The 12,891-nt window shown below is 53.3% G+C and carries 9 protein-coding genes; 2 read left to right on the forward strand and 7 right to left on the reverse strand.

Annotated features, from left to right (window positions below; all coding sequences use genetic code 11):
• Positions 1–62: 62 nt before the first annotated feature.
• The 7 genes from yhdP to csrD all read right to left on the reverse strand — a co-directional run bounded on the left by yhdP (position 63) and on the right by csrD (position 10,826).
• Complete coding sequence (gene yhdP, locus ABIB59_RS14380; RefSeq protein ID WP_354035861.1) at positions 63–3,872, reverse strand: AsmA2 domain-containing protein YhdP; 3,810 nt, start codon at positions 3,870–3,872, stop codon at positions 63–65.
• Between the two features lie 41 nt (positions 3,873–3,913).
• Positions 3,914–5,383, reverse strand: coding sequence for a ribonuclease G (rng, locus tag ABIB59_RS14385; protein ID WP_039077411.1), 1,470 nt, complete (start codon positions 5,381–5,383; stop codon positions 3,914–3,916).
• On the reverse strand, positions 5,373–5,966 hold the full coding sequence (locus ABIB59_RS14390) for a Maf family protein (protein WP_354035863.1): 594 nt from the start codon (positions 5,964–5,966) through the stop codon (positions 5,373–5,375). The genes rng and ABIB59_RS14390 overlap by 11 nt, the downstream gene beginning before the upstream one ends.
• Before the next feature lie 8 nt (positions 5,967–5,974).
• Positions 5,975–6,463 carry a rod shape-determining protein MreD gene (gene mreD, locus ABIB59_RS14395; protein ID WP_039077409.1) on the reverse strand — a complete coding sequence of 163 codons (489 nt, stop codon included), beginning with the start codon at positions 6,461–6,463 and terminating at the stop codon, positions 5,975–5,977.
• The gene (gene mreC, locus ABIB59_RS14400) at positions 6,463–7,467 is read right to left on the reverse strand and encodes a rod shape-determining protein MreC (RefSeq protein ID WP_071194416.1); all 1,005 of its coding nucleotides are present in this window, start codon (positions 7,465–7,467) and stop codon (positions 6,463–6,465) included. The genes mreD and mreC overlap by 1 nt, the downstream gene beginning before the upstream one ends.
• A 65-nt stretch (positions 7,468–7,532) precedes the next feature.
• Positions 7,533–8,576 carry a rod shape-determining protein MreB gene (gene mreB, locus ABIB59_RS14405; RefSeq protein ID WP_006818047.1) on the reverse strand — a complete coding sequence of 348 codons (1,044 nt, stop codon included), beginning with the start codon at positions 8,574–8,576 and terminating at the stop codon, positions 7,533–7,535.
• Positions 8,577–8,885: 309 nt separating this feature from the next.
• Positions 8,886–10,826: an RNase E specificity factor CsrD gene (gene csrD, locus ABIB59_RS14410; RefSeq protein WP_354035866.1), complete on the reverse strand. Its 1,941-nt coding sequence runs from the start codon at positions 10,824–10,826 to the stop codon at positions 8,886–8,888.
• 280 nt (positions 10,827–11,106) lie between these two features.
• Between csrD and msrP the strand changes: the two genes are divergently transcribed.
• Both msrP and msrQ read left to right on the forward strand, forming a co-directional pair.
• The gene (msrP, locus tag ABIB59_RS14415) at positions 11,107–12,108 is read left to right on the forward strand and encodes a protein-methionine-sulfoxide reductase catalytic subunit MsrP (RefSeq protein ID WP_039077406.1); all 1,002 of its coding nucleotides are present in this window, start codon (positions 11,107–11,109) and stop codon (positions 12,106–12,108) included.
• Positions 12,109–12,708, forward strand: coding sequence for a protein-methionine-sulfoxide reductase heme-binding subunit MsrQ (gene msrQ / locus ABIB59_RS14420; protein ID WP_110295858.1), 600 nt, complete (start codon positions 12,109–12,111; stop codon positions 12,706–12,708). It begins immediately after the preceding gene.
• Positions 12,709–12,891 lie beyond the last annotated feature (183 nt).

Below are 12,891 nucleotides of genomic sequence, written 5' to 3' on the forward strand. Positions count from 1 at the left end.
ACATCGGGCAATAAAAAAAGTGTGATATAAGGAGCTTGAGGCAATTCGCCGACGCCGTCAAATCATTGCTTTTTATCTGTACGCGGCTGGCGTAAGACTTCATTGATTTGTGGTTTGTCTACCGGACCGGTGATGCGATAACGCAAAATGGAGACTTTATTCCACAGCGGCCCCAAAACTTTACTGGCGGCGAACACCGCAGCACCGATAATCGGGTTAACGGCAAAGGCAGCCGCAACGCCTACCGTTGCTGAGATTTCCGGTGCGACAACTGCCTCGACATCTAACTGGCGCTGTACCAGATCCACCGACCCTTTCATCGCAATATCAGCTTCCAGGCCGTCCACCAGCGTATCGTCAGTATGCAGAACACCATCTTTGATCCAGGCGGCGCTGCGGATAGAGTCAAAATAGAACCCTTCACTGCTGAACGTGTCGCTGAAATCGAAACGAAGCTTGCGCAGCAACGCATCGACGCTAAACAGGCGCAACAGTTGCCCGGCGTGCCCGGTACTGATATCGGTAATATCCCCTTTGCCGAGGCGGGTGCGCAGAATACCGTTAAGCGACTCTTCCTGCGGCTGCCATGGCGCGCTACGCCAGTGTAAATCATAGTTCACATCAAACGGCGCATTGCGCACAGGCGTTGAAATCCCGAAGAAATTCATCGCCGAATCGATTTTGTCACCGTGCAGTGTACCTTTCAGTGAGGTACGTTCCCCGCCGATTTTGTTGACCCACTCGCCATCGGCAGTGAGGCGGGCAAAGCCGCTGTCGATGAGACCGTTTGCCAGCGACAGGGTATCTCCGTTGATCGCGAAATCGCCCTCAATACGTCCATATTTTTGTCCCCACAGCCAGCACTCAGCACAACGCAGTTGCAGATCCGGCCAGCCGGTGAAGTCCACCTGCGTCTTGCCGCGCAGCAACGTCGACGGCGAAGAGATATCGTTGTCATCCGACGCTGTCGCTGACGGGTTGTAGTAAAGGTAGCGAATCGCAGCCTGCCACGGTGCGTTATCGCGCAGCGTAAACGTCCCGTTAATTTCACGCCCTTGTGCTTCGACAACCGACCCTGACGCCTGTGGCTGCGAGACAATGCTCAGGTTGTTCCACTGCTGACCTGCCAGGGTGAGCGCCGGAGTGCGCAGCGTGACACTGGCCGGGAAAGCCGTCGCGTTGCTGACGTTACTGGCAACGCCCTGGCGCAGCAGACCCAGCCACTGCGCGCCGTTCATTGGCGGCAGATTCAGTTCAAGACCGGCCTGCTCAGGCAGTGGCGGCAGCGTGCGGCTATCAGATGTCCAGATTGCCCTGTCGAGAGTGAGTTTCTGGTTGAGTAACCAGCGACTGTTAAAATGGTTGCTATTGCCTGCGCTGCCGGTCAGATCGAAACTGCGCAGATTGCCTTCAACATTCACCTTCACCGGTAATGCTTTGCCCGCAGGTTTATCAAGCGGCGGCGGCAGGCGACTGGCGATATCCGTCAAATCACCGTCGATACTGACGTTATATTTCGCCCCGGCGCTGTGCGGCAGTTCGATGTCCACTTTACCTTTCCAGCCCACACTGCCGCTCACCGCATCACTGAGCTGCTGCGGCATGACGCCCGTTTTCGCCGGTTGCCAGTTGCCATTCAGATTGACCGCCACCTGATAGGCTTTCGCCCCTTCGGTGGTAGTGAAATCAATGTTCACAGGCTGGTTAAACCACATCGCCTGCAGTGGCTCGCTTTTCAGATTACCGTTAACAAAGCTGAACGAGCCCCGCAAATCTTTCACCGTGCTGTTAAGCGGTTTAATGAACAGATTATTGTGGTTGAGGACGACATCGCCTTTCGCGGTCGTTATCTCGCCGTCCAGCGGAATATCAAGATGTAAGCGAGCACTCACATCACCATCCAACTGGAGCTCATCAAGGGCTGTTGAAAGCGTATCTTTTAGCGGCGTATCTTTAAAATAGGGCCCAACCGCTTTCCCTGGCCCGTTGATATCGGCATCAATGAGCAGTTTCTCTTTAATATAATCCGGAATGACAGCCGTCAGGTTTGTGGCTTTAACACCGCCTAATGCCACTTCATCCGTCTTCATCCACAGGCCGTCATTGATGAAATCGAGTTGAATATCGAAATTTTTCAGCGCAGGCCAGTCTGGCTGAAAGGCAAAGATGGCGTTACGTAACGGCACCAGCACCTCAAACTGCCCTTCATTATGCTTATAAGGGAATAGCCGTGGGTTGCCGCCATAGACCAGCGTCGCGTTATCAGCCTGCCCGCCCTGAATCGCCGCGCTCAGGTAATCCACCAGCGCTTTGCCCATCAGGTTTTCCGGGAAGTAGCGCCATGCCTGGCCGCCATCGGTAACATTAATGCCTGCCAGAATACCCAGCCACGGCTCGTCGTCTTTAGGCTGCAAGTAGCGGAAATCGCCCCTGGCGTGAATCGCATTCGCCTGCACGTCGATATCATGTCCATCAATCTGCAGACCACGCTCATCGTTTTGCCAGGCGAGGGTCGCAACCCCTTTTTCAATCTCCAGCGGCGCACGGAAAACCGTGGCATAAGGCATTTTTGCCTTTGCCATGTCGACAGTCACGCGTCCATTTTCAACGCTACCAGACAACGTACCGGAAAGGTTCTCGACGCCGGGCAGCAGCTCCCACTGCTTCCAGGAGATGTCTTTCCAGTTTGCCTGGAAGCGCGTTTTTTCCGTCGCCTGTAGCGGAATATCCAGCGCCAGGTTTTCCAGCAGCCCTTCCGGGGCCATTGTTCGCCAGACTTTTCCCAGTTGTGGTGAAATTTTTTCGGCAATCGGCAACATACCCTCAAGCGCCCCCAGATCGAGGCGACTGGCGCGGACGCGTAATTCATCGCTACGCTGATCTTTTTCCCCACCCGCTTCCCTGGCCGGCACCCACGCAAAGGCCAGAGAGCCTTGCGGCCACGGGTGTCCATCCATTGTGATGCGCGTAGTGGGAATATCAAACTGCCAGCCCTGCTGCTGACGCGAGACGTGTGCCGTCAGGTTATCAACCAACAGTTGGTGATTATCTTTGTCCCCAGGCCAGCTTGCGCCGCCTTTTTTAAGCCAGACATCACCACTTTCCACCACACCTTTATTGAGGGTCATCCAGCCTTCGAGACTGAATTGGGCGCTCTCCAGGGCAACGTTGTCCTGCATCCATTTATTAAGCCAGGGCTTAACGTCGATGTCGTCCGCCTGTAGCCACAGCCGACCGTTATTGAGGATGCCCCTGTCATCGCGAAGATCCATTCTCACTTGCATAATGCCATGTTGTCCGGTCAGGCTGGACAGGCTCACCTGGCCTTCTGCGCGGTGTCGGTCATCGCTATTAAGCCAGGTCAATTGAGGGATCGCGAGTTCGGCACGCTGGCCGGAGAGGGTCAAAAAACTAAGGCGACTGTCGCGCAGAACGAAGTGATCGAACTGGCGAAGGAAAAGATCGCGGATACGGTCAGTTTCTATCGCTTTACCATCATCATTGCGCTGTAACGGGGTATTCGTGCGCACAGCCAACTGATAAAACGTGAGATCGCGGAACTGCCAGCGCATTTGTAGCAGGCTTTGCCAGACGTCCAGCGCCAGGGTGACGCGTTTAACGGACAGATCGCCGCCGTCATTGAGGGTGGCTTTAACGTCACGAACGTCGAGGATGGGGCCGAAATTTTCCCAACTGGCGTTCAACTGACTGGCATCGACCACAATACCGGTGTGTGCCTGAATTTTCGCCAGGATTTCAGGGCGCCAGTTATCCAGATGGGGCAGGATAAGGCGCAAGCTACTTACCAGCAGCGCCACTATCACCACCAGCGTCGCACCTGTAAGCAGCAATATCCCCGGCAATCGCCTCACGCACCTCTCCTTGTTAACAAACGTCTGGACGTAATCGTCTTTTACATCATCACCACATCAAACTGCTCCTGATTATAGAGCGGCTCAATTTGCACTTTAACTTGCTTACCGACAAAGATTTCGACCTCAGCCAGCGCATGAGACTCTTCCCCTTTCAGGGTTTCCGCCACAGCAGGAGAAGCATAGACCAGGAAACGATCCGAGTCGTAAGCATGGTGTACGCGAACGATCTCGCGCATGATTTCGTAGCAGACGGTTTCCACCGTTTTTACTGTGCCTCGTCCATGGCAGGTTGGGCATTCATTACAGAGAACATGTTCCACGCTTTCACGCGTACGTTTACGGGTCATCTCAACCAGGCCGAGCTGAGAGAAACCGTTTATGCTGGTCTTCACACGGTCCTTGCTCAAGGCTTGTTCCAGTGAATGCAGGACACGGCGGCGATGGTCATCGTTATTCATATCAATGAAATCAATGATGATAATGCCGCCAAGGTTACGTAAACGCAGTTGGCGAGCGATAGCCTGCGTGGCTTCGATATTGGTATTGAAAATGGTGTCATCGAGATTACGGTGACCAACGAACGCCCCGGTGTTGATATCCACCGTCGTCATCGCTTCGGTCTGGTCAATAACCAAATAGCCACCGGATTTCAACTCCACTTTTCTTTCCAGCGCGCGCTGGATTTCATTCTCAACGTCATAGAGATCGAATATCGGCTGGCGACCGCTGTAATGTTCAATCATGCTGGTCATTTCCGGCATGTACTCAGCGGTGAACTCCAGCAGCATCTCATAGGTCAGACGTGAGTCAACGCGGATCCGGTCAAGTTGAGCATCGGCAAAATCACGCAGCACACGCTGCGCCAGCGCCAGTTCGCCGTAGAGCTTGCACCGGGTCTGCTGACGCTTTTTGCGCTCCATGACTTTCGTCCACACCCGCTTGAGGTAGGCTGCATCGGAGGCGAGATCCTCATTGCACACCCCTTCTGCCGCCGTGCGAATGATGAATCCGCCCTGCTCATCGCAATACTCAGAGACGACCTGCTTGAGTCGCTCACGTTCAGCCTCGCTTTCAATACGCTGAGAAACCCCAACGTGTGATGCGCCAGGCATGAAGACCAGATAGCGAGAAGGTAGAGTGATGTCTGTGGTCAGGCGAGCACCTTTGGTACCCAGCGGATCTTTCACCACCTGCACCATCAGGTCCTGCCCCTGACGCACCAGCTCAGAGATATCGCGAACGGTGAAGTTCTTTTGCTCTTCCCCCGCCACACATTCGGTGTGAGGCATAATGTCCGAGGCGTGAAGAAACGCGGCCTTATCCAGACCAATATCTACAAAAGCCGCCTGCATACCAGGCAGTACGCGACTGACCCGACCCTTGTAGATATTGCCTACTATCCCGCGCCGCGCTTCACGTTCAATGTGAATCTCTTGCAGGATACCGCCATCGATATAGGCCACGCGTGTTTCCGATGGCGTAATGTTGACTAACAATTCAGCCGTCATGATTGTCTCTTCCCTCGCGCAATGCGTTAAAGTTGCTCAACAGTTCCCAGGTCTCTACCAGCGGCAAACCCACCACAGCGTGATAACTCCCGTTTATTTTCCTGACAAAACAGCCGCCCAGCCCCTGAATTCCGTACGCACCGGCTTTGTCCATCGGCTCACCGCTGGCAACATAGGTAGCAATATCATCATCAGAAAGGGTTCGGAACGTCACCTCGGTTGTCACCAGACAATCCAGCAGGTGTTGGTTGTCCGCCAGCGCGACGGCCGTCATCACCTGATGGGTCTGACCAGAGAGCTGTCGCAGCATTTTAGCAGCATGCGAGGAGTCTTTCGGTTTTTCAAGCACTTCACCATTAAATATGACAATCGTGTCAGCCCCCAGCACGGGCAAATCGCGAGAAACCATCGCCACACCTGCGAGCGCCTTTTCCCTTGCCAGCCGCACAATATAATGTTGGGCGCTTTCTTGCGCCCGACGTTGCTCTTCAATACCGGGAATAATTCGCTCGAAGGTCACGCCCAGTTGAGTGAGCAGTTCCTGACGACGCGGGGAACCAGAGGCAAGCCAAATCGATGTCATAAAAACCTTTATTGCACGGCAAACTGCTGGCGAATTTTACGCATAAGCAGGAAAAGCCACGGCCAAAGCACGCCATTAACGAAGCTACTCCAGAAAATTTCTGGTTTGAAGGAGACATTAATGACCAAAAACTCTGCCCAGAAGACGATGACTTCGGTTGCCAGCGACAAGACCATCACCACCAGCGCCTGTTGCCATAGCGCCAGGTTACGGAACAGTTGAAATTTAAGCGCGACCAGATAGGCGATGATGCTCAGAGACAACGCACGTACACCAAGCGTGGATCCGCTAATGAGATCCAGTATGGCACCCATAACGAAACCTGTGCCGACATTTACGCGGTGCGGTAGCGCCAGAATCCAGTAAAGCAGGATAAGTAACACCCAGTTTGGCCGGTAGACAAGAATGTCATCCGGCCAGGGCATAATTTGAAGCAACAATGCGATAAGAAACGAGAGCCAGATAACCCATCGCCCCTGGCTACGGTAACTTGCCACTATTGGCCTCCCCGGGAGCCTTGAGACGGTGACGGCGGCCCGGCAATACCGGTTGCAGGTGCAGGGATCGGCGCAGGCGGCCCCATCGCATCCGGGGCAGGCAACACTTGCGGCATCATCTGCATCAAACGTTCGTTAGCCACGCGGTGTACTTCTTCCGGCGTCATCGGATTCGTGCCGTTACGATCGGCACCCCACAGCAAAAGCAAGTAGCGCAAACGCTGCAAGCCTGCGGTAGGACGTGCCTGGATAACGGTATACGCTCGCTGCGTGTCGAGTTTTACGGAAGAGACCACCCCAACAGGATAACCTTCCGGGAAGCGCCCACCGAGACCGGACGTCACCAGCACATCCCCTACCCGAATATCGGTATTGGCTGGCAGATGTTCCAGTTGCAGATCGTCAGTACAGCCATTGCCTGCGGCAATAACGCGAATATCGTTACGCAGCACCTGAATCGGCAGTGCATGGGTCGCATCACAAATCAACAGGACCCGGCTGGTCAGTTTGGCTACTGCGACAACCTGGCCTACCACGCCTTTATCGCTGATCACCGGCTGGCCTTCATAGACACCGTTAGCGCTGCCCTTGTCGATAACAACCTGGTCGCTATACGGATCGTTGACCGTTGAAATAACCTGGGTGACCATTTTCTGTTCGTCCTGACGCAGCGGCGAACCCAGCAGCTCGCGCAGTCGCGCGTTCTCCTGTTTATATTGCCCTAACATCAGCAGCTCGCTGTTTTTCAACAACAGTTCCTGACGCAATGCCCGATTTTCAAGCTCAAGTTGATCGCGCGATGAGATCGTTTGTGAAACGCTATCTAATAATTCGCGAGGACCATTGGAAATAAAGTAGAAAGGACTGACGGCAGTATCCATGTACGTTCGAATTTGACTGAACGTACCGAGGCGGCTGTCGGCAATAATAACTCCGAGCGCCACTACCACCGCCAGGAAAAGGCGAATCTGTAGCGACGGGCCACGGCTAAAAATTGGCTTCATAGGCTTTGCGTATTCTCAGGCCAGACAAATCCGGGGCGATATCTTCGCCCCGAATCTGAATCAGACTATTCTTCGCTGAACAAATCGCCGCCGTGCATATCGATCATTTCCAGCGCCTTGCCGCCGCCACGCGCTACGCAAGTCAGTGGATCTTCTGCAACTACGACAGGAATACCTGTCTCTTCCATTAACAGGCGGTCAAGGTTGCGCAGCAGCGCGCCACCACCGGTCAGAACCATACCGCGCTCGGAAATATCGGACGCCAGTTCTGGTGGGCACTGTTCCAGTGCGACCATCACCGCGCTAACAATACCGGTCAGAGGTTCCTGCAGTGCTTCCAGAATTTCGTTAGAGTTCAGTGTGAAGCCACGCGGAACACCTTCTGCCAGGTTACGGCCACGAACTTCGATTTCGCGGACTTCGTCACCCGGGTAAGCAGAACCGATCTCGTGCTTAATACGCTCAGCGGTTGCTTCACCGATCAGCGAGCCGTAGTTACGGCGAACGTAATTAATGATCGCTTCATCGAAACGGTCACCACCGATACGTACAGAGGAGGAGTAGACCACGCCGTTCAGAGAGATAACGGCCACTTCTGTGGTACCACCACCGATATCGACAACCATAGAACCGGTTGCCTCAGAAACCGGCAGGCCTGCACCGATTGCGGCAGCCATAGGTTCTTCAATCAGGAAAACTTCACGCGCACCAGCACCCTGAGCGGATTCACGGATCGCACGACGCTCTACCTGGGTCGCGCCAACCGGCACACAAACCAACACGCGCGGGCTCGGACGCATAAAACTGTTGCTGTGCACCTGCTTGATGAAGTGCTGGAGCATCTTTTCTGTCACGAAGAAATCGGCGATCACGCCATCTTTCATCGGGCGGATAGCAGCAATGTTGCCCGGCGTACGGCCCAGCATCTGCTTAGCTTCATGACCTACCGCGGCTACACTTTTCGGTGAACCGGCACGATCCTGGCGAATGGCTACCACGGAAGGCTCATTCAATACGATGCCTTGTCCTTTTACATAAATCAGGGTATTCGCGGTACCCAGGTCAATGGACAGGTCATTGGAAAACATGCCACGAAATTTTTTCAACATACTAAGGGATAATCCTGAAAGCTGGGGCGGAAAACAAAATCCGCTTACTTTACCAACCACACGCAGCAGCGACAAGGCGCAAAAATCATCTGCTACGGTGAAAATTAGTGCAGTTTGTTTCCTTTGTTACAAACAACCTGACTCCTTCAGGAATGAACCATGGCGGGAGCAATCCTTGCCCTGCGTTTGTAACCTGTCAAAGGTTAAAACTAGCGTTCGCGCTGTGGCAATCTGGCGGGCAGGCAAGCACACCCCCATACGTACGATACAGCGCGCGTTATTCTACGTGAAAACGGCTTAAACGGCAGTTCAAACCGAGTATCTTTGCGAATATTTTTTCACATTGGTGTCAAGCGGCTGGGAGGAAGCAAAAAAATCCCCCTGACCACCCGAAACGCCACGTTCAATCAGCGTCTGCCATTCGCCACGGGAACGAACGCCAGTGGCGAAAACGCGCGTATGCGTACCTTTGCAGGCTTCCACGAGACTTTGCACCAGTAGCTGATTTTCCGTGCGTTTCTCAATGTTCCTGACAATCCCAGGATGAAGTTTTAGCAATTCGACATCCAGCGCTTTAATCCAGCTGGTACTGACCAGGGTGAGACCCGCCTGCGTGACAGCAACTCGCGAGCCTAACGCATTAATCAACCGCACCACCGGTTGTAACCGGCTGATATGTTGACAAACATCAGCCTCGGCAAGTTCAAAAATAATCCGTCGACGCTGTGATTTTTCACATTGCATCAAGGTATCTCGCAGCCAGCGCTGAAAACGTGGCCGAATAAGCGACTCCACGGTCACCTGCATGGCGAGGTTTTCTTCCGGCCAGTACCCCAGATAAGGAATGAGGCGTCCAATTTGCAGTCGGTCATACTCCTCAGACAGACCAAACTGCAGCACCATGGGCATATATTCCGCAGAAATAACTTCCTGGTCGCCATCATAGATGCGGCACATCAGTTCGCGATGGTGAACAATCCCTTCGCGATTCACTGCTGGCTTCTGGTAGACCCGCGGGCCGCCACGGCTAAGCATTTGCTCAATGAGCGTACGCCAGCGAACGTTGCCGCGCCCCTGCTCCGGCAGCGTATCGTCGTAAACCGACCAGCTATTCCCCCCTTGCAATACCGCATTGCGGGTCGCCGCTTCGGCATGCTCCATGACCTGTTCTGTTGACTGTCCGCTACGCCAGGCGCAAATGCCAATGTGCATCATATCTTCACGATCGAGCATTTTGCTGGGCTGCAGGCCATCCACGGCCTTTAAAATCTGCCCGGCGATACTTTCCGCTTCTTTTAATGTGCGGTGCGGTAACAGCACGGTAAAGTCGCTGCGATGGTAGCGCGCCAGCAGCGCGCCGGGATAACGCATAATAAATGTTGATAACAGGTTGATGAGCATAAACAGATGCTCTTCGACGGCCGGGCGCCCCCAGCTATCGCGTAGTAATTCAAAATCGGGTAACCGGATCATCATGACAACGCCGTGCGCGCCGACTTTCTCCTGATCCTCAAGCAATGTGGCCAGTTGATTATCAAAGAACAGACGGTTATTGAGCCCGGTTTTGGTATCCTGGGCGGCGTAGGAGCGGATCAGCGTATCGATATGGCTGCGCTGATCGCTGGCAAACTGGATCTCTGAAAGCAGAACATCCAGCGCGCTACTGGCGCGGGATGGCCATTCATAAATAGAACCGCGCGCCTGGGCCCCGCGCTCCCCATTAAGAATGCGGGTGGAGCGAAGTTCGAGTAATTCCTGCCCCGAGAGCTGTCGGCGCAGCCAGCGTACAGAGAGGAAAATAATCAGGACCATAAAACCGATCGCCAGCGTCAGCGGTACGGTGGTTAAGAGAGAACGGAAATAGTTAGCCATCGGATCCTGGTAGACCAGCGTGATGGTCATGCCCGGATTTTTAAGGGAGTTAATCTCTAATTCACGATACTGGTAATTACTACCGGCGGGGCGATAACTGCTTTTGCGGGTGTGCTGCAGAACGGTTTGCTTTCCCTGACGTACCTCAATCCCCACAATGTCCACTGGCACCATCAGTTCATCCAGATGGGATGAGATGGCCGAAGGAGACATAAAAATCAAACGGGTATCGACCACCGCCGCAACCGATTCAACGCGGTTAATCACCTTCGACTGAATGGCGTTGTAAAAGCTCAGTGAGCAGCCAAACAGAGTGACAAATATTGCCAGGCCCGTTAGTAGCGTCACAAAAGCTGAGAATTTCGTCGTTAATCGCATCCTTGTGTTAACTCCGTAGTGTAAAAGAACGAGACGCGGCAAACCCTGAAAACAAAGTAAGCGCTAACTTGAAAAACGAGCCCGGCATACTAGCAGGCCTGACGCTTCTGGCAATCAGTATTGCATACAACTATGCGAGTATAGCCCTCAGAATTTATTTGCCAATCATCCAGGGGAGCAAAGGCCACCTGCAGGCAGTAAACGGCCAGATTTCAATTTTTCGTGATAATCCCCCGCCCCCATATTCGCCGTGCTACAAGTAATAAAAAGGGGGAAATTTATGCACAAGAAAAAACTTACTGAATCCGATGTCACCGCCGAATCCGTTTTTATGCTGCGACGTCGCCAGATCCTGAAAACGCTGGGCATTAGTGCCGCTGCCCTGAGCCTGTCTCCCACTGCGCGCGCCGATCTGCTTGACTGGTTTAAAGGAAATGATCGGCCTAAAGCCCAGCCCGGCAAACCACTCCAGTTCAGTAAACCGGCTCAGTGGCAAAACACGCTGACATTAACGCCCGAAGATAAGGTGACGGGCTATAACAATTTTTATGAGTTTGGGCTGGATAAAGCCGATCCCGCGGCTAACGCGGGAAGCATGAAAACCAATCCATGGACGCTGAAAATTGACGGTGAAGTAGCCAAACCTCTTACGCTTGATTATGACGCGCTTACCACGCGTTTCCCGCTGGAAGAGCGCATCTACCGCATGCGTTGTGTTGAAGCCTGGTCGATGGTGATTCCATGGACCGGCTTTCCGCTGCATAAGCTGCTGTCGCTGGTCGAGCCCACCAGCAACGCTAAATATGTGGCTTTTCAAACCCTCTATGCCCCCGATGAGATGCCCGGTCAGAAGGATCGCTTCATTGGCGGCGGTCTGGAATATCCTTACGTAGAAGGGTTACGTATAGATGAAGCGATGCATCCCCTCACATTATTGTCGGTTGGCGTTTATGGTAAAGCGCTGCCGCCACAAAATGGCGCGCCGATCCGCCTGACCGTCCCGTGGAAATACGGTTTTAAAGGCATTAAGTCGATAGTCAGTATTAAGCTAACGAAAGAACGCCCACCCACCACCTGGAACCTTGCGGCGCCAAATGAGTACGGTTTTTTTGCCAATGTAAATCCGCATGTCGACCATCCTCGCTGGTCACAGGCGACCGAGCGCTTTATCGGATCCGGCGGCGTACTGGATGTAAAACGCCAGCCTACGCTTCTCTTTAACGGCTATGCGGATGAAGTGGCGTCCCTTTATCGTGGTTTGGATCTGCGGGAGAATTTTTGAGTGCGTTTAACAGCAAAACAGATTGTCTGGCTTAAAGTATTGCTGCACCTGGCAGGTTTTCTGCCGTTTGTCTGGTTGTTCTGGGCATCGTCGCAGGGGTATTTTAGTGCCGACCCGGCAAAAGACATTCAGCATTTTACCGGCAGAATGGCGCTGAAATTTTTACTGGCAGGCTTGCTGGTTGCGCCACTGGCGCGTTACGCTAAACAACCGTTGCTTATTCGCACCCGTCGTTTACTGGGATTATGGTGTTTTGCATGGGCAACATTGCATCTGACCAGTTACGCGCTGCTGGAACTGGGGATCAACAATCTGGTTCTGCTTGGCCGGGAGCTGACAACGCGCCCCTATTTAATGTTAGGAATTGTGAGCTGGTTTATTCTGCTGGCCCTGGCAGCGACATCTACCCAGTGGGCACAGCGAAAAATGGGTAAACGATGGCAACAATTGCATAACTTCGTCTATCTCGTCGCGATCCTGGCCCCTATCCATTACCTGTGGTCAGTGAAGATATTATCGCCGTTGCCGCTCCTTTATGCAGCCGCTGCATTCGGGTTATTAGCGTGGCGATACAAGAAGTTCCGCCAGTGGTGGCGCTAAAGTTTCGATATGTGCACTCCTCCGCAGTTCCATTATCAATCGCAGGGATAAAACCAAATGCGGTTGATAATCTTCCCTGATAAGACCAGTATTTAGCTGCGAAATGCTACGAAATAGTTATAATGTGCGACTTTGGTTTTGCCTGGCGGGCTTTTTAAGGTCCAAAAAGGTGACAACCACGCA

This window comes from Citrobacter sp. UYEF32, from assembly GCF_040546205.1.
GTDB lineage: Bacteria > Pseudomonadota > Gammaproteobacteria > Enterobacterales > Enterobacteriaceae > Phytobacter > Phytobacter diazotrophicus.

Bases quoted from the DNA above. Each gene is read 5' to 3' on its own strand.
- mreB (WP_006818047.1), bottom strand. From the start codon at position 8,576: ATGTTGAAAAAATTTCGTGGCATGTTTTCCAATGACCTGTCCATTGAC.
- mreC (WP_071194416.1), bottom strand. From the start codon at position 7,467: ATGAAGCCAATTTTTAGCCGTGGCCCGTCGCTACAGATTCGCCTTTTC.
- csrD (WP_354035866.1), bottom strand. From the start codon at position 10,826: ATGCGATTAACGACGAAATTCTCAGCTTTTGTGACGCTACTAACGGGC.
- ABIB59_RS14390 (WP_354035863.1), bottom strand. From the start codon at position 5,966: ATGACATCGATTTGGCTTGCCTCTGGTTCCCCGCGTCGTCAGGAACTG.
- rng (WP_039077411.1), bottom strand. From the start codon at position 5,383: ATGACGGCTGAATTGTTAGTCAACATTACGCCATCGGAAACACGCGTG.
- msrP (WP_039077406.1), top strand. From the start codon at position 11,107: ATGCACAAGAAAAAACTTACTGAATCCGATGTCACCGCCGAATCCGTT.